At 40.4% G+C, this 25,688-nt stretch carries 17 protein-coding genes; 13 read left to right on the top strand and 4 right to left on the bottom strand.

From position 1 onward, the window contains the following. Positions 1–341: 341 nt before the first annotated feature. Genes Q4534_RS09460 through Q4534_RS09450 form a run of 3 tightly spaced genes read left to right on the top strand, consistent with a single transcriptional unit; the run spans position 342 to position 4,756 of the window. The gene (locus Q4534_RS09460) at positions 342–2,258 is read left to right on the top strand and encodes an amylo-alpha-1,6-glucosidase (RefSeq protein ID WP_303612929.1); all 1,917 of its coding nucleotides are present in this window, start codon (positions 342–344) and stop codon (positions 2,256–2,258) included. 11 nt (positions 2,259–2,269) lie between these two features. Then, positions 2,270–3,550 (top strand): glycosyltransferase family 4 protein, encoded by a 1,281-nt coding sequence (locus tag Q4534_RS09455; RefSeq protein WP_303612928.1) that lies wholly within the window; start codon positions 2,270–2,272, stop codon positions 3,548–3,550. A 3-nt stretch (positions 3,551–3,553) separates the two neighbouring features. Next, positions 3,554–4,756 carry a glycoside hydrolase family 57 protein gene (locus tag Q4534_RS09450; RefSeq protein WP_303612927.1) on the top strand — a complete coding sequence of 401 codons (1,203 nt, stop codon included), beginning with the start codon at positions 3,554–3,556 and terminating at the stop codon, positions 4,754–4,756. Positions 4,757–4,815: 59 nt separating this feature from the next. Here the strand turns inward: Q4534_RS09450 and Q4534_RS09445 are convergent, their stop codons facing one another. Beyond that, positions 4,816–7,854 carry an SMC family ATPase gene (locus Q4534_RS09445; RefSeq protein ID WP_303612926.1) on the bottom strand — a complete coding sequence of 1,013 codons (3,039 nt, stop codon included), beginning with the start codon at positions 7,852–7,854 and terminating at the stop codon, positions 4,816–4,818. Then, positions 7,851–9,086 carry an exonuclease subunit SbcD gene (locus tag Q4534_RS09440; protein ID WP_303612925.1) on the bottom strand — a complete coding sequence of 412 codons (1,236 nt, stop codon included), beginning with the start codon at positions 9,084–9,086 and terminating at the stop codon, positions 7,851–7,853. Before Q4534_RS09440 ends, Q4534_RS09445 begins: the two co-directional genes overlap by 4 nt. Before the next feature lie 437 nt (positions 9,087–9,523). Here Q4534_RS09440 and Q4534_RS09435 point away from each other — a divergent pair, with 437 nt between their 5' ends. The 9 genes from Q4534_RS09435 to hemL all read left to right on the top strand — a co-directional run bounded on the left by Q4534_RS09435 (position 9,524) and on the right by hemL (position 20,527). Continuing rightward, positions 9,524–10,042 carry a septal ring lytic transglycosylase RlpA family protein gene (locus Q4534_RS09435; RefSeq protein ID WP_303612924.1) on the top strand — a complete coding sequence of 173 codons (519 nt, stop codon included), beginning with the start codon at positions 9,524–9,526 and terminating at the stop codon, positions 10,040–10,042. A 234-nt stretch (positions 10,043–10,276) separates the two neighbouring features. Next, entirely contained in the window at positions 10,277–11,059 is a 783-nt protein-coding gene (rsmA, locus tag Q4534_RS09430) for a 16S rRNA (adenine(1518)-N(6)/adenine(1519)-N(6))-dimethyltransferase RsmA (RefSeq protein WP_303612923.1), read from the top strand. After that, positions 11,047–12,414: a magnesium transporter gene (gene mgtE, locus Q4534_RS09425; protein ID WP_303612922.1), complete on the top strand. Its 1,368-nt coding sequence runs from the start codon at positions 11,047–11,049 to the stop codon at positions 12,412–12,414. The genes rsmA and mgtE overlap by 13 nt, the downstream gene beginning before the upstream one ends. A 7-nt stretch (positions 12,415–12,421) precedes the next feature. Then, positions 12,422–13,354: a 2-hydroxyacid dehydrogenase gene (locus tag Q4534_RS09420; RefSeq protein ID WP_303612921.1), complete on the top strand. Its 933-nt coding sequence runs from the start codon at positions 12,422–12,424 to the stop codon at positions 13,352–13,354. A 140-nt stretch (positions 13,355–13,494) separates the two neighbouring features. Then, on the top strand, positions 13,495–13,968 hold the full coding sequence (greA, locus tag Q4534_RS09415; protein ID WP_303612920.1) for a transcription elongation factor GreA: 474 nt from the start codon (positions 13,495–13,497) through the stop codon (positions 13,966–13,968). Between the two features lie 63 nt (positions 13,969–14,031). Continuing rightward, positions 14,032–14,436, top strand: coding sequence for an HIT family protein (locus Q4534_RS09410; RefSeq protein WP_303612919.1), 405 nt, complete (start codon positions 14,032–14,034; stop codon positions 14,434–14,436). Positions 14,437–15,895: 1,459 nt separating this feature from the next. Continuing rightward, a complete protein-coding gene (gene guaA, locus Q4534_RS09405; RefSeq protein ID WP_303612918.1) occupies positions 15,896–17,425 on the top strand; it encodes a glutamine-hydrolyzing GMP synthase in 1,530 nt (509 codons plus the stop codon). A gap of 150 nt (positions 17,426–17,575) precedes the next feature. After that, a complete protein-coding gene (locus tag Q4534_RS09400) occupies positions 17,576–19,234 on the top strand; it encodes an ABC transporter substrate-binding protein (RefSeq protein WP_303612917.1) in 1,659 nt (552 codons plus the stop codon). A gap of 6 nt (positions 19,235–19,240) precedes the next feature. Further along, positions 19,241–20,527 carry a glutamate-1-semialdehyde 2,1-aminomutase gene (hemL, locus tag Q4534_RS09395; RefSeq protein WP_303612916.1) on the top strand — a complete coding sequence of 429 codons (1,287 nt, stop codon included), beginning with the start codon at positions 19,241–19,243 and terminating at the stop codon, positions 20,525–20,527. 78 nt (positions 20,528–20,605) lie between these two features. On the opposite strand, the gene Q4534_RS09390 is transcribed toward hemL, so the two are convergent. Further along, on the bottom strand, positions 20,606–23,722 hold the full coding sequence (locus Q4534_RS09390; protein ID WP_303612915.1) for a DUF5107 domain-containing protein: 3,117 nt from the start codon (positions 23,720–23,722) through the stop codon (positions 20,606–20,608). Between the two features lie 539 nt (positions 23,723–24,261). Between Q4534_RS09390 and Q4534_RS09385 the strand changes: the two genes are divergently transcribed. Beyond that, positions 24,262–24,612, top strand: coding sequence for a Spx/MgsR family RNA polymerase-binding regulatory protein (locus Q4534_RS09385; protein ID WP_303612914.1), 351 nt, complete (start codon positions 24,262–24,264; stop codon positions 24,610–24,612). Positions 24,613–24,645: 33 nt separating this feature from the next. Here Q4534_RS09385 and Q4534_RS09380 read toward each other — a convergent pair whose 3' ends face one another. Further along, on the bottom strand, positions 24,646–25,674 hold the full coding sequence (locus Q4534_RS09380) for a metallophosphoesterase (RefSeq protein ID WP_303612913.1): 1,029 nt from the start codon (positions 25,672–25,674) through the stop codon (positions 24,646–24,648). Positions 25,675–25,688: the final 14 nt, after the last annotated feature.

The raw sequence follows: 25,688 nt of genomic DNA, 5'->3' as shown, positions 1-25,688 counted from the left end.
CGATTGTTGTAGAATTCATTTAATTTCAGAAGATCATGTTTAAGTTACTTCAACCTTCAAAAAATTTCCCTCAAATAAAATATGTTAATTTAAATCATGTGCAGATGTATATGATGAAATTTGAGGAATCCATTAAGAATCTAGAAAAAATTCAAAAGGAAGCTACTTGAGTAGCTGTTGAAAATATAATATTCCAAGAGAACTCTATTTGAGTTCTTTTTTTTTGTCAAACAGTCAGCCGTATTTTAATCATTTAGCTTAATTGCTTTAGTTTTTATCTTAAATATTTTTCTTTACGAAGTATTAAAGTATTTTTATAAAAACCTCAAACTTTTGATTAAATGAGCTATATACACTTTGATAAGACTCAACTCATTAACCTCAATTACTCTTTAGAAAAAGAGATCATTCGTTCCAACCCCTTAGGTTGTTATACGAGTACTACCATTATTGGCTGTAATACAAGGAAATACCATGGGCTGCTCGTTGCTCCACAGCCTCAAATAGACGGTCAACTGCACGTGCTGCTATCCAACGTGCATGAGAGCATTGTTCAAAAAGATGCCGTTTTTAACTTAGGAATTAATAAATACCCGGGTACCTACTCCCCAAGAGGACATAAATATCTTGAAGATTTTGATTCAGAACCTATCCCAAAACTTACTTACAGGGTGGGTGGGGTGATTTTTGAAAAAGAGATTATCTTGGATTCTACAACAGACCGGGTAATGATAAGGTATACATTGGCAGATGCCGTTATTCCTACTAAGATAAGAATTAATCCTTTTTTGGCTTTTCGTGGTTACCATGGATTATCTAAAGCCAATACCTATGTAAATAAAAAAATAAAGAAAATTGAAAATGGCGTACAGGTTCAGCTTTATGAAGCCTATGATCCTTTGTCATTACAGGTTTCGATGGGTAACGATTTTGTTCCCGTGCCTGATTGGTTTTACAATATAGAGTACTCCAAAGAAATAGAGCGAGGCTACGATTATCAAGAAGACCTATATGTTCCCGGATACTTCGAGTTTGAGATGGAAAAAGGGGATGAAGTTATTTTTTCGGCCGGATTAAAAGTAGCCAATACAGCTGAGCTTCATGATAATTTTAATGAGGAAATTAAAAGAAGGATACCAAGAGATAATTTTGAAAATTGTCTGAGAAATTCTGCCGGTCAGTTTATAAGCAAACGCGATGGGGAAACGCGTGTGATCGCCGGGTATCCTTGGTTTGGCTGGTGGGGTAGAGATACTTTTATCGCATTGCCCGGGCTTACCTTGACCATGGACGATAACCAAACCTTTTTAGATGTTATGGATTCCATGACCAAGGATCTGAAAGGAGCCATGTTTCCAAATGTAGGGAGTGGGGTATCTACAAATATGAACTCCATAGATGCTCCTCTTTGGTTTTTCTGGACCTTGCAACAATATATTGTTTTCACAGGTGACAAGGAGACCATTCTGTCCAAATATATAGATAAATGCAAAGGGATAATAGATGGCTTTAAGGCAGGGACAGATTTTAAAATTCATGTACAGGAAGATGGGCTTATCAGTGGAGGTGTAGAAGGTGTTGGCTTGACATGGATGGATGCGGTGACCAAAGAAGGGCCGGTGACACCTAGAATTGGCTGTCCTGTAGAAATCAATGCCTTGTGGTACAATGCCTTGAGGTTTTATCATGAAATGACCGGAGATGATGAAGCCCGTGAATTGGCGGATCAGGTCGGGGTTAGCTTTGTGGATCGTTTTTGGTCTGAGAAAAAAGGCTATTTGGCAGATGTGATTACTGATGAAGAAAAAGACTGGTCCATTAGGCCAAATATGGTTTTTGCCACCTCTTTGCCTTATAGCCCGCTTTCTAATGAGCAAAAAGACAGTGTATTGGAGGTAGTGAAAACCAATTTGTTTACCCATAGGGGCTTAAGGACTTTGGCACCAAGTGACCCGCGATACAGGGGCTATTATAAAGGGGATCAAACCGAAAGAGACAATGCATACCATCAGGGAACAGCTTGGCCTTGGTTACTGGGACATTTTGCGGAAGGTTATTTGAAACTGCATGGAAAAGAAGGCAAGAAACTGGTGGAAACCATGATCGATAGCTTTGATGAGGTGATGACGCAATATGGGATTGGAACGATTGCGGAAATTTATGAAGGTGACCCTCCCCACAGGCCCAAAGGAGCAATTTCTCAAGCTTGGAGTGTAGGTGAATTGTTAAGGATGAAATATTTAATCAACAACTTGTAAAGGGACAATATATGAAAGTATTAATGTTTGGTTGGGAATTTCCTCCTCATATTTCTGGTGGTTTAGGTACTGCCTGTTATGGTTTAGTTAAAGGAATGGACCACCACAAACAAGACCTGATTTTTGTTGTTCCAAAACTCTGGGGTGATGAAGATCCATTGGCTGAATTTGTGAACGCGAGTGAAATAGAAATTGATTATAGGGAACGCCGTTTTCGTGACATATGGAAAAACCTGACCTACCTTGAGGTAAGTTCTTTTCTGGTCCCCTACCTCAGTCCTGAGGAATATCATAACCATACCGAACGTTTGCTTAAAGATCAGGATGAGCTAGAATCCAGTGTACTGGCCAATAAATTTAGTTTTAGCGGTAAATATGGTAAAGACCTGATACTGGAAGTGTCACGTTATGCCCTGGTTGCCGCTCAAATTGCCAAAAATAAAAAGTTTGACTTGATTCATGCCCATGATTGGCTTTCCTTTCCCGCAGGTATAGCCGCCAAACAGATCAGTGGGAAACCCATGATTGCACATGTACATGCCACAGAATTTGATCGCTCCGGGCAAACTGTAAATCAAAGGGTCTTTGATATAGAGAAAGCAGGCATGGAAGCAGCGGATAAAATTATCGCTGTAAGCCAACTCACCAAAAACACAATAGTGACCAAATATGGCATACCTGAAGAAAAGGTAACCGTGGTTCATAATGCTGTTTTGGATACAAGTATCATCAAGTCCCATGTAGAGAAGAAGGTGCCCGAAAAAATTGTCACATTTTTAGGAAGGATAACCTTTCAGAAAGGACCTGAATATTTTGTGGAAGCTGCGGCAAAAGTGATAAAGAAAGATGAAAATGTCAGATTTGTGATGGCAGGATCGGGAGATCTTCTCAACCGCATGATCCAAAGGGTTGCTGAACTAAGGATAGGTACAAAGTTCCATTTTACGGGCTTCCTAAAAGGGGATGATGTGGACAAAATGTTTGCCTTGAGTGATGTGTATGTCATGCCTTCTGTATCAGAACCTTTTGGTATATCACCCCTTGAAGCAGTAAGGCATAATACTCCCGTAATTATTTCCAAACAGTCTGGAGTAGCCGAAGTATTGCAAAACGCTGTAAAGGTTGATTTTTGGGATATAGATGCTATGGCTGATGCAATTTTTGCATTGCTACATTACAATGGGATCTCCAAAATGTTTAAAGAAATGGGTAGAGAAGAATTAAAAAGGCTCAAATGGGAGCACGTTGCCGAAAAAGTAATAGGTATTTATAAGCAAACCGTTAATCAATAGGATATGAGAACCATTTGTTTTTATTTTCAAGTACACCAACCCTTTAGATTAAAACCTTATCGCTTTTTTGAGATTGGGGATGATCATGATTATTGGGATGACTACTCGAACAGAAACATCATGAATAAGGTAGCCAAAAAGTGCTACTTGCCAATGAATCAACTTTTGTTGGAATTAATCAGGAAATTTGATGGGAAGTTCAAGGTGTGCTTTTCACTCTCAGGTACGGTTCTCGACCAAATGGAAGCCTATGCCCCGGAAGTACTTCACAGTTTTCAAGAACTGGTGGCTACAGGTCATGTGGAATTACTCAATGAGACTTATGGGCATTCACTTTGTGCCCTCAAAAGTGAGACTGAGTTTAAAGATATGGTAAAGCTGCATCAGGAGAAGATTCAGCATCATTTCAATGGCTATAAACCCAAGGTATTTAGAAATACAGAGTTGATCTACTCTGATGAAATAGGGGCGATGGTCGCAAAAATGGGTTTTGATGGGATCCTGTCTGAAGGAGCCAAGCATATCCTGGGATGGAAAAGCCCCAATTTTGTATATGTAAATTCAATTGAACCCAAACTGAAAGTACTGCTTAAAAATTTTAGGCTTAGTGATGATATAGCCTTTAGATTTGGTGAAAAAACCTGGACGGATTATCCCCTCACCACAGATAAGTTTATCGGCTGGCTCAATCAAGTGCCCCAAGAAGATGAGGTGATCAATCTATTTATGGATTATGAGACATTTGGTGAACACCAATGGAAGGAGACAGGCATTTTTGAATTTATGAAAGATCTTCCGGGGGCAATTTTCCAACAAACTGACTTTAGCTTTTCTACGCCATCGGAGGTAATCGCCAATGCATCCCCTGTAGGGCAGATCAATGTGCCAACCCCGATTTCTTGGGCCGATGAGGAGCGTGACCTTACCGCTTGGTTAGGTAATGACCTCCAGGATGAAGCATTTGATAGACTGTTCGAACTGGAGCAAAGAGTCAAAAACTGTGATGACCCTGACCTTTACCGAGATTGGCGGTATTTACAGACTAGTGACCACTTTTATTACATGTGTACCAAATTCTTCTCTGATGGAGATATTCATGCTTACTTTAGTCCTTACGAAAGCCCATATGAAGCATTTATCAATTACATGAACGTACTTAGTGATTTTATCCTTAGAATTAAACAAGCGGAAAAAGTCAGGGTATAATTATATTGATGTACTTGTGTGAAATTGTTAGCATCCCTGATGTCCAGGGATGCTTTTTTTTATTGATAACTGTAATTTACTTGACTCCCTTTTTCAGGGTCTAATTCTATATTGGCATAAACACCAATTTCTTGTTGCAATTCTTCTACATGACTTATTATACCTACAATTCTGTTTTCATGCCTTAGGGCCTTCAAGGTTTCAAAAACTATTCTTAGGGACTTCCTGTCCAAAGCTCCAAAGCCCTCATCCAAAAAGAAAAAACTTTGATCCGCTTGATTGAGTGATTTTACCTTTTCTGCCAAAGCCAGCGCTAAACATAAGGATGCCTGAAAGGTTTGGCCTCCGGATAAAGTTTTGAGTAACCTTTTTCGTCCATCATTTAAATAATCTATCACCCAAAAAGTATTGTTGTCATCAATTTCCAGTCTTAGGCTGTTTTTTGTCAATTGTGTAAATCGCTTATTGGCCGTGTTACACAATTCTTTAAGGTATATGCTGCTGACAAATTTCACAAAGCCACTGCCTTTAAACAACTGTTCCAATTCTTTTAAATTGGAAGCCCTGTTTTCCATGGTATCCAATATCTTTAGTAAACCTTTCTTTGTCTCAAGCTTCTCCCTAATGTCTGAAACATCTCGGTCTATGTTTATTTTCTCTTTTTGAACCTGCTCCAATTCCTCTTTCTTCTTTGCGTGATTTTCTGCAACTTCGTCAAAGTAATTCTGGTCAAAGGTTTTGATGCCTTCTTCAGCTTCTAGAGTTGCCAAGTGGGATTGAACTACGGAACAGTCTTGCTCATATTCCCGTATTTCTTGATCAAGCTTGTCTTCATCCAACTTGCTGTTGAATAGTTTTTCCAACTGAGCCTGATCTGTTTGTCCATACTGGGTTTTCAAAGCATCGAATTCATTTTTCAACTTTTCCAGTTTGATAGATGCTTCCTCTTTGTTTTTGCTGAAATTCTCCAGATTGGCCAAATTGGTTGCAGCATCTTGGCGCTTTTCCTTCAGTACTTTTTGTTTCCCATCCAATAAATTGGTCGTGTCTTCAATGTCCTTTCGAACACTGGCTATCATTTGCTGGATGGTCTCAGTAGAAGAATCCATGTATTTTTCACAGAAAGCCTTGTCACTGATTTCATCTTCCTTTGCTTGTAAGGTGCTGGCATGGGCAATAGCCTGCTGTTCTTCCTCTCTCAGTTCTTGATGGGCACCATCTATTCGAGTCCGCAGAATGTCTATTTTTTTTCTATAATCCCGAGCACTGTTGTGAAGTTGATCTTCTTTTTTAATTTGATCCGTAAGGACTGAGAGCCTTTCATTGATATCTTCCAGAGTATGTATACCTAAAGTGCTTAACTCATTTTTGAGGGTGTTGAATTGATGGTTTAAGTCCTGCAGTTCTCCGGTTTTGTCGGATATTAGTTTAGTTTGATTGGCTTTTTGGAGCTCCTGATCGTATAGCTTGCGGGAAAGTTGCTGGATTTTTTCCAGTTTCTGCCCGCCCTCGTCGATTTGTTGATTATAGACGTTTACCTTCTCTTCAGTATGATCTGAAGTAAGTGGGGAAGGGTGGTCTACAGCTCCACATAGTGGGCAAGGTTCTCCATTTCTCAAACTTTTGATATGGGCCTGTAAAGCCTTTTTTTCGATAAACTTTGCTTTAGCCTCTTCTATAGATTTGATGTTTTCTTTTTCCCAAGAATCCCAGAGTTCCAAACTCGTGAATTGGGCAGGAATCATGGCTAGAATTTTGTTTTCCTCAATCTGAATGGAATCATTTTCCAATTTTAACTTGGCAATGGCCTCTTCCAGCCTTTTGATGCTCAAGGAGAGGCTTTTCCAATCCTTTAAGTCGCCGGTAAGTCTTGCCATGAGTGTACTATTGGACTGGTTTCTATTCTCTTCAAGCTCCTTTTCCAATAAATCAAGTTGCTTCTCTAAGGCTTTTTGTTGGGTTTGGCCTTCTTCTAAAGTGGGTTTAATCTGAGAAACTTTTTTTTGAGCGGTGTTCAGTTTCCTTTGGATGATTTGAATCGCTATAACCTTTTCCAAGTCCCTAATTTTGGCTTCCCGCTCTGGGCGTTTGTCAGCCTTTTTCCTCAAATCCTCTTCCTCTTGCTCCAGCTTGTCGATTTGTTCTGCGTAGGTTAGCTTAAACCTGCTGCAATCTGCAAGTCCTATGGTGGCTTTTTCTAGCTCTAACTGCTCATCTTTTATTTGATTCCAAACCGGTTTCAAATAGCTATTTGCCTGTATAAAGGCTTTCAGCTCCTTTTTCTTGGTTTCAATTTCTTTCGTTCGGCTTTGAAGAACCTCCCACTGCTTTTGGTAGGCCAGCAGTTGGCTGTGCTTTTGCTTTTGTGCTTGAAGGGATTGAAATTGTAAGTTGGTCTTTTCAAGGCTTTCTGAGGTAGCATTCACAGTTTTTGTTAATTCTTGCTGTGCTTTTTCTTTTTCTTTTAAAACTTCTGCAGAAATATCGCCTAGGCCTTCCAATTGTGTTTCCAGTCGGATCAATTCTCCCCTGACCGCTTTTAAGAGACTGCCGGTTTTGGCTGACAAATCAAAGCGTCCCAAGCCAAACAGCTCCTTCATCATTTCAGCTCTAGGTCCGGGGGTAAGGTCTATAAATTCCCTGAATTTACCTTGTGGAATAATCACCGTTTGCTTAAAATGCTCCTTTTTCATGCCGATTATGGCTTCAGCATTCTGATTCAGCGGTGTGGTTGCATCTCCTTCCTTAAGATAAAATGTGTGTTCTGCAGGTTTTATCTCATCAAATCTTTTGCTGTTCCGCTTGACTGCATACCTGGCTAAATAAATCTGACTGTTGTTTTTCCCTGCTTTGAATTCGAAATTGATAAGCAACTGTTGGCTTTGCAGGTTGACCATGCTGTTTTTTTCACCTCTGTCCGACAGCCTTTCAGTGCTACCGTACAGGGCCAAAAGTATGGCCTCCAAAATGGAGGATTTCCCACTGCCGACGGCACCGAAAATGCCAAAAATTCCTGCTGCAGTAAGTTTTTCAAAATCTATGGTTTGTTCTTCCTTGTAGGAATAAAGTCCTTGAACGGAAAGCTTTAAAGGAATCATATTTTATCGTCTTGGCTAAGGATTTCATTGAATACTGACAACAGGGCTTCATTGGGAAGTTGCCCTTTTTCACTTTGGTAGTACATTTTAAATAAACTTGTCATGTCTTTTTCTAAATCTTTTACCTGAAGCTGTTGGTCTTGCTCGTTTCCCAGGTTTTTAATTTGGGGAATAATGTTGATGATCCCGTCATGTGCTTGCAAAAGACTTTTTCTTGTGGCTGCATCTATGGCATCGTCAGTTTCGTAGGTCAATTCCACAAAACAATAAGGGTTTTCTTCCAGCCATTCCAGAGCGGTAGGCAAGTCACTGAAATTTTTTCTTTCCAGTTTCCTGCCTTGTTTTAGGGGAATAGGTTTATAATTAACCGGTTCATTGGGAGTGCCGGTAATGAGGACCACCTGTTTTTCCTGGCCGGCCTCACTGAAAGAATAAGCCAAAGGAGAGCTGGAGTAAACGACCGGAACGGGACTTTTGCTAGCGGCATGGTAGCGGTGCAAGTGTCCCAATGCGGCATACTGGATTTGTGAAGGGATATTTGATGTATACAGGGCCTGCGTTCCTCCCACATGCAGAATGGGGCGTTCACTTTCCGGTTCTTTTTCAGGAGTGGTGCCTTCCTTGACAAAGAAGAAATGCCCGAGGAATACATTCAAACCCGAGCTGTCACAATACTGATCCGCCAAGTTCTTCCATTTTTCTTCCAATACTTTACGCAACTCATTTTCTCTATCTCCTTCTCCTAAATAGGTTCGCAAAGAGACCTCATTGGCATAAGGAGCCAATATTATTCGTACCGGAAAATCCAAATGTGGTAGTTGCAATGAAATGAAACCTTTGTCTGAGACCACCACTTCAATGCCACTGTCAAGTTTACCTGTGGGGATAACGCTGTCATATCTGCTGTAAAAAAATATGCCCATCTCCCTAGCCAAGGGGTCCGGCGCTTCTATAAATTGGCTGCTATCATGATTGCCAGAAATGGCAACCACCGGCCTTTTCCCATTTTTGGAAAGCTTTCGAAGTGTCTTGTAAAGCAATTCGATCGCTTCGTGGCTTGGGTTAAACCCATCAAATATATCTCCTGCAAGTAAAACCAAATCAACATCTTCTGAATTGGCAATGTCGATTATTTCCTCGAGGACAAGCTTTTGTTCTTCCAATCGGGAAGCTTCCTGAAGTCTTTTTCCCAAATGCCAATCGGCTGTATGTAAAATTTTAATTTGCTTCATTGTCGACAATAATATGGTTAACCTATTGGGGTTTAAATGGATCAAATGGTTTTCAATAGTTGAAGTAGGTTTGTCTAATACTGGTAATGAAACTAAACATTTTGCCTCTGTTCCATAGTTGAAAAGCTGCAGTTTGGCTCATTTTATTTCCTTTAATTTACTCCCTATTCTTTCGTTTTCAAGGTATTGATGCTCTTCTGTTGCTTACTAATATTTTAAGAATACCGAAAATTCAATACATAACCTATAGATAAATTTACGTTAAAGACAGAGTAGGACAAGGACATTTATGTAATTTTGAAGGAATTTTCACTTGAAGAGACTATTGTCGCTTGTATTATGGGATTAAAATGGGTCAAAATAAAATGCGTTTTGCCGAATAGGTAAAAAACCCAATTCCTAATCCTAGTGGAACAATTGTTGTGAGTAAAAACGTTATGAAAAGAATTTTGGCTATATGCCTTGTGCTTGTCATTGGCTTCGAAAGCATCTCATGGGCACAATCTCCCTTTACTTACCCAGACTCCCTGTTGGTCATTCAAGAAGGAATTGCCAGTTATTATGGTGTTCGATTTCATAATCGTCGGACAGCGAATGGAGAAGTTTACAATATGCGGGAATTTACCGCGGCCCACAAGCACTTGCCTTTTGGAACTTTGGTGAAGGTGACCAATCAAAAGAACGGTTTGCAAGCCATTGTAAGAATAAATGATCGCTTGCCGCAAAATTCTAAGCGAATAATCGACCTTTCCAAAGGGGTAGCCGAGCATTTAGACATGGTAAATGATGGGATCGTTCCTGTGAAACTTTCGCTATTAAGTGCTTCGGCTGTAGAATGGTTGAGAGACCAATACAATAATGTGCCCCAAGATATTCGCCTGAGGAGTTATTATCCTGAAATAAGCGTTAAGAAAGATGAGCAAGAACTTACTAAAATTAAAAAGAAAGTATTTTGACTGAGCTTGGCCCTACGGAAATACTGTTATAGCCTTTGTAATTATGGAAAGGAAAAGGTAAAATAATGCCACATCCAATAGGGTAGCTTAAGCTAGCGTATATGATTTAAATTGGATAGAAATGTTGAGGTAAAAGGCTTTTTATATTTTTTAATGCTGTTCAGTTTATGTTATGGTCGTAGCATTATATTGTTTACTTTTGGTGACTTAAAATCCCTTTAAATTAGCATTGTTATGAGTAAAGTGAGAGCTAAAAAACATTTAGGCCAACATTTTCTAAAAGACTTAAGTGTTGCAGAGAAGATAGCTGGAGCACTTACTGGGCATAGGGGTGCCAATGTAGTGTTAGAAATTGGACCGGGGATGGGCGTGCTAACTGATTTTTTGTTGGAGAAAAATTGGGAATTACATCTGATAGAAATAGACAAAGAATCTATCCATTATCTTGAGAAAAAATATGAGCCGGATTCACTAACCATCATTGAAGGGGACTTCTTGAATTATCATTTCAAGGATAAATTAGCGGGCCCTCATGCGATTATTGGCAATTTTCCTTACAATATTTCCAGTCAAATATTTTTTAAGGTATTGGAAAAGAGAGAGCTGGTGACAGAAGTAGTAGGGATGTTGCAGAAAGAAGTAGCGGAAAGGATGACTGCGAAAAAAGGAAACAAGACCTATGGTATTTTAAGTGTTTTGTTACAAGCTTATTATGATGTTGAATATTTATTTACGGTGCCACCGGAAGTATTTGACCCTCCTCCCAAAGTGAACAGTGGGGTGATCCGCATCAGCCGAAACAATGTAGAGAAGTTGGATTGTGATGAAAAGCTGTTTTTCAGACTTGTCAAACAGGCTTTTAGTACCAGAAGGAAAACCCTAAGAAATGCATTGAAACCAATGGGCCTTTCAGATGAATTTAAAGCATTACCAATATTAGATTCAAGGGCCGAGCAACTGGGAGTAGATGAATTTGTTCTTTTAACCCAACAACTAGAAACATCTTGGAAGAATTAAACTCATTTGAGCTATCCAAGGAATACCTGGAGGCGCTCAGGGAAAATATAGAAAGTGAAAATGTAGCCTTTATTCAGGAGTCCATGTTGGACATCAATAAAGCAGATGTTGCTGCGATATTGGATGAGTTGGACATGATGGAAGCCTTATTTGTCTTAAGGGCTTTGGATCCTGATTTTTCTGCGGACATTCTCAATGAGCTGGATGAGGATCCACAATACAAAGTAATTAAGGCCATGCCCCCTGAGGAATTGGCGACTTTGATAGATCATATGGACTCAGATGATGCGGTGGATATACTCAATCAACTGGTAGTCAATGATCGGGAAGCGGTGATTAGCCATCTTGAGGTCAAAGAAAAGTCCTTATACATCATTGAGTTACTTCGGTATGACGAGGACAGCGCTGGTGGTTTGATGGCCAAAGAGATCATAAAGGCCAACCTTAACTGGACGGTGGTACAAACCATCGATGAGATTAGGAGACAGGCAGAAAACGTCGAAAAGATCTTCAGCATCTATGTGGTAGACAATAAGGAACAGTTACTTGGAAGGGTTGCCCTGAAAAAGTTGATCTTAGCCTCCTCAAATACCAAGGTGGCTGATTTGTATGAAGAAAACATCATATCTGTTCCCACCTATATGGAAGGTGAGGAGGTGGCCGAAATCATGAGAAAATATGATTTAGAGGCTGTCCCTGTGGTGAATGTGAAAAACAAACTGGTAGGACGAATTACTGTAGATGATATTCTAGACCTGATAAGAGATCAGGCGGAAGAGGATATTCAGGCGATGACAGGTTTCTCAGACGATGTGGAGGAATCCGACTCTGTGTACCGACTGTCAAGAGCAAGATTACCTTGGCTATTGATTGGAATGGTTGGCGGACTATTAGGGGCAGGATTTATCGGCTTCTTTGAAGAAGGGCTAAATGCAGTGACAGCTTTGGCATTTTTTATCCCACTTATTACTGCCACAGGTGGTAATGTGGGTATTCAATCCTCTACTTTAATCGTTCAGAGCTTGGCCAATCGTTCCGTCTTTGAAGATAGTCTCACGAAACGTTTGCTAAAAGTGTTTTTAGTGGCCGTGTTGAATGGACTAGTTTTGGCCTTGTTTGTTATGGGAACAGTGGTTTTTTTATATGATAAGGAGGTTAAGTTTGGCTTGGTCGTGAGTATCGCCTTGTTCAGTGTGGTTTTGCTTGCCTCATTTATGGGAACCCTGACACCGATAATTTTAGATAAGTTGGGGATAAATCCAGCCATGGCATCCGGGCCTTTTATTACCACGGCCAATGACCTGATGGGTTTAGCCGTTTACTTTATGGTTGCTACATTATTGTTGAATCTTTAATACAAACATGAAAATTTTAATCATTGACCTCATGCATGAGAGCATAGTACCTCTTTTGGAAGAAAAAGGGCATGAGGTGCATTATAGACCGGAGATCGATAGGGAAGGTATTCTCCAGATTCTTCCCGACTACCAAGGGCTGGTAATCCGTTCCAAAACTCCTATTGACCGGGGCTTATTGGAAAAAGGGGCGCAATTAAAATTTGTTGCCAGGGCAGGGGCAGGCTTGGATAATATTGACCTGGACTTTTTGGAGCAAAATTCCATAGCTCTCTATTCAGCACCTGAAGGTAATAGAGATGCGGTGGCAGAGCATGCCCTTGGTATGCTCCTGGCTTTGTTTAATCACTATATACAGTCAAATCAGCAGGTAAGAAGTGGTGTTTGGGACCGAGAGGGAAATAGAGGTGTGGAGCTCTGTGGAAAGACTGTAGGGATATTTGGCTATGGTAATATGGGGGCGGCTTTTGCTCAGCGACTCAAGGGCTTTGGTGTGAAAATACTTGTTTACGATAAATACAAAAAGGGCTTCGGGGATGAATATGTGCAAGAATGCAGCTTTGAAACCATTCAAGCGCAAGCGGATATATTGAGTATTCATGTGCCACTGACAGAAGAGACCAGGGCTTTCTTTTCACCTGAGGTGATTCAAGGTTTTAAGAAGCCTTTTTATTTGATCAATACAGCTCGTGGTGAGGTTATCTCTGTAAAGACATTGATACAGGAACTTCGGAGTGGAAAAATAAAAGGAGCTGCTTTGGATGTATTGGAAAAGGAAAAGCTCAAAACCTTAACACCAATGGAGCGCGCATCTTTTGAGGAGCTGACCACATTCAAGCAAGTCCTTTTTTCGCCACATGTAGCAGGGTGGACCAATGAGTCTTATCGTAAGATAAATGAGGTTTTAGTAGCTAAAATTGCCGGTCAATGGAAGGGTTAGTGTCTTAATAAAAGATAGTTAAATTGTAAAATATGAATTCTTATTTTATCTTTGCATATAGAAAATAAAGGAAGCATATGGAAACGGTCTCAAGGTTGAGGCCGTTATTTTATTTAATAAGAGGCTAACAATTAATAAATATGGGAAGCATACAGTATTATACAGAAGAAGGATTGCGGAAGCTCAAAGATGAGCTTTTGTTCCTAAAGACCAAGGGCAGAACAGATATTGCCAAGCAAATTGCGGAAGCCAGAGATAAGGGTGATTTGAGTGAAAATGCAGAATATGATGCAGCCAAAGATGCTCAGGGGCATTTGGAATTGAAGATTGCCAAACTGGAAAACGTCATTGGTAATGCCAGGGTATTGGACAACTCCAAAATGGATACGTCTAAGGTAGGTATTCTTTGCACTGTAAAAATAAAAAATGTAAAAAATGGCATGACCGTTTCTTACACATTGGTATCTGAAGAAGAAGCAGATTTGAAAGCCAACAAAATTTCATCAGCCTCACCTTTTGGTAAAGGTCTTTTGGGTAAAAAAGTTGGAGAAATTGCTCAAATCCAAGCCCCTGCCGGTTTGGTGGAATTTGAAGTGCTTGAAATAAGCATATAATTTTTTAATCCCGGTTGCGATGCATCGGGATTTTTTTGTGATCAATCATTAACTTCCTTACTTATGCCTTCTATTTTCACAAAGATTATCAACAGAGAAATCCCGGCACATATCGTTGCTGAGGATGAGCAACATATTGCTTTTTTAGACATCATGCCCTTGGTAAAAGGCCACGTATTGGTGGTGCCCAAGGAAGAAGTAGATTACATCTATGACCTGGATGATGAATTGTATGCTAGTCTTCACCTTTTTGCCAAGAAAGTCGCCAAAGCCCAAGAGTCAGTCATCAAATGTACCCGAATAGGTGTGGCTGTCATCGGCTTGGAGGTACCTCATGTACATATCCATTTGGTACCGCTAAGAAGCATGGATGATATCAATTTCAGCAGGCCAAAGCTACAATTGGAGCCTTCAGAAATGGAAGAAATTGCCAATAAAATTAAGCAAGCTTTCGATAAAGCGAATTAAAACCTTCCTTTATCCCGGTGGCTGAGCGGATCCGAAGCCTTAGGGTGACGAATTCGAAATTAGCTACCCCTTCCGCTCAGGGTCTGGTTATCTTAATACCAAACCACTTGGATTCGCTTATTGGGCTGAGAAAGTGAAATGTAAATATGAATCCGCTAATACAAACGATACAAATCCCCCTTTCAAAGGGTGACAAAGGGGGATTTTTTTTCGTGAAATGTAATTCAATCGTAAATAATAAATCAAGGAATATACCTCTATCCCGGCGGCTTCGCTCAGGGTCCGGTTATCTTATTCATAATTATAGGGAAACTTAATTTAGGACAATTCAGCTTTTCCATTTTCGTTAAAATCCCCCTAGCCCCCTTAGATTAAGGGGGAGTTGCAGCAAAAGGCCTTTTAAGGCTAACCTGGTGTAATTTGATTGGGCTGAGAAAGTGAAATGTAAATATGAATCCGCTAATACAAACGATACAAATCCCTCCGCCACGGCGGAGGGTAAGGGAGATTTTTTTCGTGAAATGTAATTCAATCGTAAATAATAAATCAAGGAACATACCTCTATCCAGGCGGCTGAGCGGAGCCGAAGCCTTAGGGTGACGAATCCGAAATCACCTACCCCTTCGGCTCCGCTCAGGGTCCGGTTATCTTATCCATAATCATCTGTAAACTTAATTTAGGACAATTCAGCTTTTCCATTTTCGTTAAAATCCCCCTAGCCCTCTTAGATTAAGGGGGAGTTGCAGCAAAAGGCCTTTTAAGGCTAACCTGGTGTAATTTGATTGGTCTGAGAAAGTGAAATGTAAATATGAATCCGCTAATACGAACTGTACAAATCCCCCTTTAAAGGGTGACAAAGGGGGGGGGTTCGTGAAATGTAATTCAATCGTAAATAATAAATCAAGGAACATACCTCTATCCCGGCGGCTGAGCGGAGCCGAAGCCTTAGGGTGACGAATCCGAAACACCTACCCCTTCGGCTCCGCTCAGGGTCCGGTTATCTTATCCATAATTATCGGTAAATTAATTTAGGACAATTCGGCTATTCCATTTTCGTTAAAATCCCCCTAGCCCTCTTAGATTAAGGGGGAGTTGCAGCAAAGGATTTCGAGGCTAACCTAATGGAATTTGATTGGGCTGAGAAAGTGAAATGTAAATATGAATCCGCTAATACAAACGATACAAATCCCCCTTCAAAGGGTGACAAAGGGGGGGGGGTTCGTGAAATGTAATTCAATCGTAAATAATAAATCAAGGAACATACCTCTATCCCGGCGGCTGAGCGGAGCCGAAGCCTTAGGGTGACGAATCCGAAACACCTACCCCTGGCTCCGCTCAGGGCCCTGTGCCACTTGTTTTTTTGGCTTTCTGCATTTTTCTCAAACCATTAACCCCAAATATTATTTTGGAAATTCATCTTTTTATTTCGGGAATTGGCAAGGGCTGATTAAATTTGCACATGGCAGAACAGATTTTAATCCTAGACTTTGGTTCTCAATACACGCAGCTTATCGCCAGACGTGTTAGAGAACTGGATGTATATTGTGAAATTCACCCGTACAATAAAATTCCACCCATCACTTCCGATATTAAAGGAGTTATCCTTTCCGGTAGCCCTTGTTCTGTAAAGGACAGTGATGCTCCAGACTTGGACTTGAGCCCTTTGAGAGGGAAGCTTCCCCTATTGGGCGTTTGCTATGGTGCCCAGTTGATGGCGCAGAAATTTGGTGGAGAGGTAAAACCCTCAGATACCAGGGAATATGGCAGGGCCAGGCTTTCTTATTTAGATACCCATTCGCCTTTACTAAAAGAGATGACGCATGATTCTCAGGTGTGGATGTCTCACGGTGATACGATCAAAGAGCTACCGGAAGGCTTCGATATTATAGCTAGTACACAGAATGTAAAGGTAGCAGCCTATCAGGTTCAAGGAGAGGAGACCTTTGGTATTCAATTTCATCCGGAGGTAACCCATTCTGAAGAGGGGAAAAACCTCTTGAGAAATTTTGTGGTTCAAATTTGCGATTGTGCTCAGGATTGGACATCTGATGTGTTTATAGATGCTACAGTAGCCTCATTGAAAGAAAGTATAGGAAAGGATCGTGTGGTAATGGGCTTATCGGGAGGGGTTGATTCTTCTGTGGCAGCTACCCTTATTCATAGGGCCATCGGTGATCAACTGACCTGTGTCTTTGTTGACAATGGTTTGTTAAGAAAAAATGAGTTTGAAGAAGTCCTGGATTCCTACAAAGGAATGGGACTTAATGTCATTGGAGTAGATGCCAAGCAGAAGTTTTACGATGCTTTGGCCGGTATATCAGACCCTGAAGGAAAAAGAAAAGCCATCGGAAAAACCTTTATCGAGGTTTTTGATGATGAAGCGCATAAAATTAAAGATGTGAAGTGGTTGGGACAAGGCACCATCTATCCTGATGTGATCGAATCCGTTTCTGTTAATGGTCCTTCGGCAACTATCAAATCTCACCACAATGTAGGAGGGTTGCCTGACTTTATGAAATTAAAAGTAGTGGAGCCACTGAATACGCTTTTTAAAGATGGCGTAAGGGAAGTAGGTAAAGCTTTAGGAATAGCCGATACGATCATTGGAAGGCATCCTTTTCCGGGTCCCGGGCTAGGGATAAGGATATTGGGTGATATCACAGCCGAGAAAGTACAAACCCTTCAAGAAGTCGATTATATTTTTATCCAAGGTTTAAAAGATGCAGGTTTATACGATGATGTATGGCAAGCAGGCTCCATGCTGCTACCGGTTCAGTCGGTAGGGGTCATGGGGGACGAAAGAACTTATGAAAGAGTAGTGGCCCTTAGAGCTGTTTCTTCTGTAGATGGGATGACAGCGGATTGGGTGCATTTACCTTACGATTTCTTAGGAAAGGTATCCAATGATATCATCAACAAAGTAAAAGGAGTAAATAGGGTGGTGTACGATATCAGTTCCAAACCACCTGCAACGATTGAGTGGGAATAAAGAAAACATAAAAAGCCTGATATCTTCATCAGGCTTTTTTATGTAAATGCCCTTAAGGAAAATTTAATTTCGTAATTTTGAATGGTTGACTGGTTTTTGTGAAAAAAGGTACGAAGTTTGAAACTACACCATTAAAGCGTTCTTCACCAAATGAAAATATTACTATACTTTCTAATTCTAATCCTGCCTGTAATGCCTGCATTTTCGCAGGAAGGTTTTGAGCAGTTTGAGCAGGCAAAAAAACAAATTCAGCAAGGTAATCAATCGGAGGCCATGGAGTTGTTGCGCCCCTATCTCGACAAAGAGAAGTATGCCTCGCTTTCTGATTATGCAAGGTTTCATTTTGCCAGGGCAGCCTATGAAAACAGGCAGTTTGAGCTAGCGAAAGAGGCTTTGAACTCCCTTCTTGATACTCGTGGGTTTGCAAAAAAGGACGATGTACGTTACTTGTTGGCTTTGTGTTATTTCCAGCAGTCGACCCCCAATGATGCTTTGCGGTTGATCAAAGAAATCTCAGACGAAGATTTAAAAGAAGAAGCTTATCGTGCCACTTATAATTTCCTTAAAGTAAGTGCCTCAAGTTCACTTGCTGTTCAATATGGCCTTTTTCCCGAAAATGATGGTTTGGTAATGGCCCTTAAGCAAAGACTGGAGACACAAGGATCAATGTCGACAAACGAAAGAAAGCTTTACGATCAAATAAAAAACAGGTCTTTTTCTAAAGGGGATGGAAATACTTTTCTAGCTGAGAAGGATGATGTTTTAGATATCGCAATAGTGTTACCATTCAATTATGAAGGCAGGTCAGGTGCACAATTTTTGAAAGCCAATAATTTTGTTTTGCAGCTTCACCAAGGTATTAAATTGGCTTTGGAACAAGCCCAATCCAATGGCGTAAAATTAAACTTTAAGACCTTTGACACTGAAAGAAATGATGCGAAGGTAAGGGGGATACTCGAAGATCCATTTTTGCAAAAGGCTGATATTATTATCGGTCCGCTATACCCTGAAGAGACAGCACTTGTAGCTAATTATGCAGCAAAAAATAAAATACCTCAAATAAATCCCCTTTCCAATATTGATGACAATATCAATGGCTACGAGTACGCCTATTTATTTAGACCATCCATAAAGGCCATAAGTCAAAAAGTATTGAACTACTGCAGAAAATTTGAGGGCAGGAGGGTCGCCTTGGCCTATTCAGGAACCAGTAGGGATGAGTTGTTGGCAGGGAGCTTTGCAGAAATGGCCAGAAAGAGTGGGCTTCAAATAGTAAGAAATCAAAAGGTTTCGACCAGAGACATGCATGAGTTTTTCGAAAGTCTGGACTTGAGTGCAAATGGCAATCCTGAGGCTGATATTATGGTAGTATTTTCTGATGACCCCAATATTGCTTCACCAACCTTTGGACTTGTAGAGTCTTTAGGTGCAGGGATGCCTGTGGTGGTGATGGAGAGCTGGTTGTATTTTGACTTTGCCAATTATGACATGATGGAAGCGCAAAACTTTCATTTTATAGGTAACAATACGGTTGACTTTAACAATGAGCTCTTGGATGATTTTAGAGAGAATTACTTAAATGTTTACAAGGATTACCCAACTTCCTTTGCCTACATGGGCTATGAGTTGGCAGATTTTGTAACAAAGGTCATCAATGATGAAGAAGGGTTTGATTTTCAGAAAAACCTTGACCGAAGCAATTTTATTGAAGGAAATTTGACCTTTGGTTTTGATTTTTCAGGAGTGAAATTTAATAATTACGTCCCCATTTTAAGTTTGGTGGATGGCGTTTTGACTATTGAAGATTAATTGAAAATGAATACAAGTAAAAGCAAGCAACTTTTTGAGAAAGCGAAAGAATTTATTCCGGGTGGAGTAAACTCACCTGTCAGGGCTTTTAAAGCTGTTGGAGGAGATCCATTGTTTATTTCTCATGCAGAAGGTGCCTATATCTATGATGTTGATGGTAATGAATACATAGAAGCCATCAACAGTTGGGGGCCAATGGTGCTAGGACATAACCACCCTTTGGTGCGTGAGGCCGTAATCAAAGCCATGGAGAAAGGAACTTCCTTTGGAGCACCTACAGGGATGGAAGTAGAAATAGCGGAACTGATTACCAAAATGGTTCCTTCCGTGGAGAAAGTAAGGATGGTAAATAGTGGTACTGAAGCCACCATGTCCGCAGTAAGACTTGCAAGAGGGTTTACCGGGAAAGATAAATTTTTAAAATTTGAAGGGAATTACCATGGGCATGGGGATAGCTTTCTTATCGCAGCAGGCTCAGGAGCCATTACAATGGGTAACCCCGATTCCCCCGGAGTTACTTCAGGAACAGCCAAAGACACCCTTTTAGCTCCTTTCAATGACTTGGAGAAAGTCAAAGAAGTTGTGGAGGCGAATAGAGGGGAAATTGCAGCCATTATTTTGGAACCGGTTGCGGGAAATATGGGCTGTGTATTGCCTGAACCGGGCTTTTTGGAAGGTTTAAGGGAAATTTGTGATGCGGAAGAAATCGTGCTGATTTTTGATGAGGTAATGACCGGATTTAGGTTGTCTCCCGGAGGTGCCCAACAGTATTTAGGGGTTACGCCTGATCTCACCACTATGGGTAAAATTATTGGTGGAGGAATGCCGGTGGGAGCTTATGGTGGAAAAGCCGAAATTATGGATTTTGTCTCTCCTTCAGGGCCTGTTTATCAGGCAGGAACACTTTCAGGAAACCCCATTGCCATGGCTGCAGGGCTTACCATGCTTAAATACTTGGATGAAAACCCTAATGTATATACTCAGTTAGAAAATACAGGGGAAACCTTGGTAGCCGGACTTAAGGATAGCCTTAAACGTTTGGGGCTTCCTTATACCATAAATAATTTGGGAAGTATGTACACGCTTTTCTTTACAGATCAAAATGTAAAGAACTTTGCAGATGCCCAAACCTGTGACACCGGGGTTTTTGGGAAGTATTTTAGAGGAATGCTTGAAAAAGGCATTTATCTGGCTCCTTCTCAATATGAAAGTCTCTTTCTGTCTACAGCTTTGGAGGATGCCCACTTGAATAAAATTCTTGAGGCAAATGAAGAAACTTTAAAAAGTCTATAAATAAGTTTATTTGGGCTTGGCAATAAAAAAGGGCTTTTGGTTTTCCAAAAGCCCTTTTTGTTTCAAATGTTTCTTTTTTTACAAAGATTGACCGACTTCAATAATCTGTTTAACGATTCCATTATCGTTCTCAAGATCCGATGGAGCCGATTCGCTATTTTCAGCGTAATCTATAAGTTGTTCAATTTTTGCTACTGAAGCTGCTTTGCCTTCTTTTTTGATTTTTTCCATCAACTCAGCTGCAGCTTCTTTTTGTCCGTTATTTCTCAAGGCCAAAAATACAAGAGCCTGCTCTTGGCTATTGATATTGACCTTATCTGCCTGTGCAATCATAGCCTCTAGGTAATCACGGGATTTACCTTGCTCATTTTTCGCTTTGTAAACCATTGCCGTAAGGTAGTCCTGCAAGATCTCTTTGGGGTTGTAGGGTTTACCTACCCCCAGGTTTTCAGGCCAAAGCCTGGATTTTTCTATTTTGGTCAAAGCCGTATTCCATCTCTTGGCCTTGATGTCCTGCAAGGTTGCATTAAGGTAAACGCTTTCATAAAGTGTTCTTCCGCCACCGGCACCTTCATGTGGTAATACCTCAATTTTATCCAGTAATTTCATCGCCGTTTTGTATTGGCCGGCCTTGTTTAGTAATTGGATGTACTCCATTTCCAATACATAATTTCCCGGAAAAGCTTTTACTGCTTCTTTTACCAATGTCAATGCCTTCTGATTTTCCCCCTTATTGGTAAAATGCTTGGTGAGTTGAAACCAGGTTCTCCATTGTGATTGATCCATGGACAGGGCTTTTTCCAGGTCTTCTTGTTTCTTTTCATCCCCTTGCTGATTCAATAATAAAGCCCTGCTTAGATAAAAAGTAGCTTCATCTGCAGATTGTCCAATTGCTTCAAGCAACTGATATCCCTCTTCTTCTTGTCCTAAAGCCATTAGGTTAAGGGCAAGGAAATAATCCACCTTCCAAGAAGAAATTTCAGACTTTGCCCACTTAAGCATAGGTAATGTTTCTTTCCGGAATGGCAGTACAAATGCTGAGGGCTGAGCGATCATCTGATTCAATTGTGCATCCTTTTGGGCAGGATCCAGATAGGCCAACCACAAATTCACCAGTGGGTGTTTGGGGCTGTTTTCTAGCACTTGAATCGCGATTTCTTTTTGCTTGTACTTATTGTACACAGTAGCCAATTCCAAATAGCTTTGAAAAGGCATTTCATTTTTTATCATTGCTTTGAATTTTCCCAGGGAGGATTGATCCTTGTCAAGGAGGTTATGCTCAAATCGAATGAAATGGTTGAGAGGATCAATTTCCCAAAGCTGATCTAGGGTTTTTAATGCCTGTGCTTTTTCTCCTTTTAGCCTTTGGCTGACAGCCAAAACCTGTAGGGCCATGATATTGCTTGTGTTGTTCTTAAGGGCTTTATTGGCAAAATCTACAGCCTGATTGAGTTGCCCATCTGCCAAATAAATCTCCGACATGATGGCATAAGCAGAAGATCGGAATTCCATAGATCGGGCGGCCCAACCGAAAGCCTCAAGGGCCTGATTGGTTTGTCCCATTGCATTATAAATGCTACCGGCAACAAAGTTTGCCTGATGGTCAAAATAGTCGGTAGCCAATGCTTTATAAATATTGTCTAATGCCTCCTCATACGCTGTGTAGCGCAAAAGTAGTTCGGCATAATCTATCCTTGCCTGCATATGCCCTGGCGCGTTTTCAAGCAATTGCTCGTAGGCAAACCTCGCCTCCTTATAATTTCGGCTATAATAGTACTGCCGGGCTTCAAAATACAGTTTTTGGTTTTCGGATAGTTGTGGAGCATTGGTTTTATCAAACGGGCGAGACAGTTTCATCTCGTCTTTTTCGGTCCATTTATACAGCTGTTCACCTGCATAAATTACCTCCAGTTCTTTGACCGGCTGATCATATTTTATTTCATGGCTGATTGCCTCCATCGGCATGGCTTGAACAGCTACTGTTTGTTCCTGTTTTCCATTGATAATGATTTCCAGTTCACCATCCACCTTTTGGAATGGATTGAAACCTAGGTTGATCAAGTTTTCGGATTTCTCCACATGAACCACACCTGTTTTTGAAACATCACTTATGCCACCAATTTCTTTTACGGGGAACCAGTAATTGGACCATTGGTCAAGCGTATAAGGGGCAAATCCAGCCTTAGTAAGCGGTGTGTCTACACTCTTGGAAGGTGAAAATTGATTCAACATCCTTCCGGCTTGAAACTCCATGTATTGTCCGTCATTGTCTGTTAGCAGGTCTTCCCAAATTCCGCCATTTCTAGACAAGGCCCACAGCCAAAGTTTTTTTCCGGGACTGTCATCGTATGAGGAAAAATGTCCAAAACCTATTCCTTTATTGTGAAAATATCCGCCAAAATGATTTAAAAATGAGCCGGCAATGTGTTGGGATTTGGCTCCGCCGAAATTATTGTTCTTGTAATGGTTAATGGCTATTCCGTCTTGTTTAGGCCAGTCCTTTACTTCTCCACTGTGTTGTAAGGCGATGTGGCCCGGGTAAAAGAACTCTTGGTCGTCTGCAACATGCGCCGCAGCGGTCATCCAGTTATAATAAGGTTGTCTAAGTGGTTCAGGATTGTACCAGATGCCTTCTGTTTCAAAATAGGCTTTGTCCTTAGGTAGATTGATTTTGACTCTCCACTGCGTTCTGGAAGGAAGATCAATTGTGCCCACCACGCAGGTAATACTGCCGTCTTCATTCTCATAAAACACGTAATCAACAGGACTAGCGGTGGCGGGAGAATGACCGATGATGCCAAAATTAAATTCTATACCACCTGATGTCCATGGGCCCCGCATGGCAATATTTCGGAATTTGACTACTTCATTTTCATAGATAAAATCTTCACCGGTTGATTTTTCTATGGCACCCCAAATTCGCCCACCGATTTGAGGCATGACTGTGATTTTTAGATAATCATTTTCCATGGTGATAAGGTCCCATTCTATTTTTTCCGGTTTGGTACTATAGCCTTCAAAATTATAGTAAGGGTAAATGTTTGGCCTGTAAGCCAGAGAGGGTACAGGGTTGGGATCCGAAAATGGATAGGTCTCAAAAACGGTTGGTTGTTGAGAAATCTGCACTTCCTGCGCTAAACCAAGTTTTACCGTGGTTAGCAATAGTGTTAAGAGCACTGCTATTTTTAAATTCATAGACAATAAGATATTTGATTAGGGTAGTTTCATGGATTTCGGTTATAATATAAGCAATTAACCGGATCTTAGAGGTAAGTTGTTTTCAAGGATTTGATGTTATGCTGTCCTGTAATTTATCAGTATCAAGGGAACTGCCTGAAATTCAGTTTCCGGTACTAGAGTAAAATTTCGTTATTCTAAGCTAGGAATCAATAAATTTTTGATGAGGGGTTTTTTGTTTATATATAAAAAAAGAGGAGCCTAAAGCTCCTCTTATGTTGAATGGTAGTTAATACTAGTTGGTTTTTTTGCATTCAACAATTTCAATGGTGATATTGTTTTAACGCATCAAAACAATTAATGATGTGTTTTGAGAAATTATTCCTCAATTTTCACGCGTATGAATCGTACAAATTTCTTGCATTCCGGAACTTTTTATGCGCGGATTAATGTCTTTATTTAAGTTTTGCATTTTTCATTATTGGGTGAAAAATCGCAATTAATATGCCAAAAGCATAGCAGTAAAAGTTATTGTGTTGAATAAAATATCAAGTGAGATGGCAGTAAAAATATATGGAATTAAGAATTGTAATACGATGAAGAAAACTTTTACTCTTTTTGATACAATTGAAGAGAGTTATGAGTTTACTGATTATAAAAAACAAAAGCCTGATAAGGCACTTTTAGAAAGTTTTATCAATAAGCTTGGATTGGATACCGTAGTTAACCGCAGAGGTACCACCTTTAGAAAGCTTGATGAAGAAACAAAATCAGCTTTGGATAAAATAGATACAGCCATCCCCATACTCCAAGAAAAAAGCAGTATGATAAAACGACCTATTTTGGTGTTTGAAGATGGTAGTATGCAGGCAGGATTTGATGAAGATTTGATACGATCAAAATACTAATAAATGCTAAAAGGACATGGCTAAAAGGCTTACTTAAGAAAATTTAGTCTCATCCTTTTTCTCCATAGGCAAGAAATCTACTTCCAAATAACCACCGGAGGCATTTGGGCTGGTAAGGAATTGAGGAATTCCTCTGGCCCAATCTATGGTTTGTTTGTGGATGTGACCTGCAAATACGCCTAGAAGATTCTTGGTGTTGAACACTTCTTTATGAAAGGCCATGGTGGTCTCGGTATGACCTTCTTCCGGCCAGCGTTGTCTCCTTTCAATTTTAAAGTTTCTGTCGTTCTTTGCATTGTAATCGGGATGACCACATCCGTATCCCAAGGTTCTTCCGGGAGCGTATAGTGGGATGTGCATCATTAAAAGCATGGGTAGGCCTTTTTTGGCCTCAGCTTTATAAAATTCCAGTTGTTCCGGTAGGATTTCGTAATAACTGTTGTCAATATTTACCAGATTGATCCCTTTTATTTCTGCTGAATACATTAGCGGGTTTCTGCCCTTGTAGAGTGGGAGTAACCGCTTATTGATCCAGGTTTCCCTCAATTCGTGAAGGCTTCCTTCCATGCCTTCATAGTGCCAGTCGTGGTTGCCACTAGAATAGAAATAAGGAATTCCTGTTTTTTCAAGGCGCTCAAATGCCCATTCAATTGCTGCCTCGGAAGGGAAACTGAACAAGTCACCGGTGAGGGTAATGGCATCAGCTTTTACCTCTTTTGCTATTTTCAGTGTTGCTTCAAAAGCTTCTTCGGGATGGGTAGATTCTCCGGTAAGGAAATGATGGGTTTTATTGTAGGCTTTTGCCATTCTCCCACTGTATTGTTGGTACTTTTCGCCTCTTTGGTCGTCTTTAAACAGGTGCGTATCGGTAACATGCATGATCTTGACTTTTTGGCCAAGATCATGTACGTTAAAATTTATTTTATGCCCGTTTATGCTAACAATAAAAGGATGTTTTTTGAAGTCAGCTTTAGGTTGTGTAGCGTTTAATTCCTCGTTTAAACCTAAGGCTAAGCCTGCAGATATTACCCCTGCATTCTGGAAGAAGTGTCTTCTTTTCATAAACAGATCAAGTT

The sequence above is a fragment of the Cyclobacterium sp. 1_MG-2023 genome, assembly GCF_030546805.1.
Lineage (GTDB): Bacteria > Bacteroidota > Bacteroidia > Cytophagales > Cyclobacteriaceae > Cyclobacterium.
The sequence above is the reverse complement of the archived record's forward strand: the minus strand, read 5'-3'. Positions and strand labels throughout refer to the sequence as shown.

Bases quoted from the DNA above. Each gene is read 5' to 3' on its own strand.
- guaA (WP_303612918.1), top strand. From the start codon at position 15,896: ATGGCAGAACAGATTTTAATCCTAGACTTTGGTTCTCAATACACGCAG.
- Q4534_RS09450 (WP_303612927.1), top strand. From the start codon at position 3,554: ATGAGAACCATTTGTTTTTATTTTCAAGTACACCAACCCTTTAGATTA.
- Q4534_RS09445 (WP_303612926.1), bottom strand. From the start codon at position 7,854: ATGATTCCTTTAAAGCTTTCCGTTCAAGGACTTTATTCCTACAAGGAA.
- Q4534_RS09410 (WP_303612919.1), top strand. From the start codon at position 14,032: ATGCCTTCTATTTTCACAAAGATTATCAACAGAGAAATCCCGGCACAT.
- hemL (WP_303612916.1), top strand. From the start codon at position 19,241: ATGAATACAAGTAAAAGCAAGCAACTTTTTGAGAAAGCGAAAGAATTT.
- Q4534_RS09380 (WP_303612913.1), bottom strand. From the start codon at position 25,674: ATGAAAAGAAGACACTTCTTCCAGAATGCAGGGGTAATATCTGCAGGC.
- Q4534_RS09435 (WP_303612924.1), top strand. From the start codon at position 9,524: ATGAAAAGAATTTTGGCTATATGCCTTGTGCTTGTCATTGGCTTCGAA.
- Q4534_RS09455 (WP_303612928.1), top strand. From the start codon at position 2,270: ATGAAAGTATTAATGTTTGGTTGGGAATTTCCTCCTCATATTTCTGGT.
- Q4534_RS09420 (WP_303612921.1), top strand. From the start codon at position 12,422: ATGAAAATTTTAATCATTGACCTCATGCATGAGAGCATAGTACCTCTT.
- greA (WP_303612920.1), top strand. From the start codon at position 13,495: ATGGGAAGCATACAGTATTATACAGAAGAAGGATTGCGGAAGCTCAAA.
- Q4534_RS09385 (WP_303612914.1), top strand. From the start codon at position 24,262: ATGGCAGTAAAAATATATGGAATTAAGAATTGTAATACGATGAAGAAA.
- Q4534_RS09460 (WP_303612929.1), top strand. From the start codon at position 342: ATGAGCTATATACACTTTGATAAGACTCAACTCATTAACCTCAATTAC.
- Q4534_RS09400 (WP_303612917.1), top strand. From the start codon at position 17,576: ATGAAAATATTACTATACTTTCTAATTCTAATCCTGCCTGTAATGCCT.
- rsmA (WP_303612923.1), top strand. From the start codon at position 10,277: ATGAGTAAAGTGAGAGCTAAAAAACATTTAGGCCAACATTTTCTAAAA.
- Q4534_RS09390 (WP_303612915.1), bottom strand. From the start codon at position 23,722: ATGAATTTAAAAATAGCAGTGCTCTTAACACTATTGCTAACCACGGTA.
- Q4534_RS09440 (WP_303612925.1), bottom strand. From the start codon at position 9,086: ATGAAGCAAATTAAAATTTTACATACAGCCGATTGGCATTTGGGAAAA.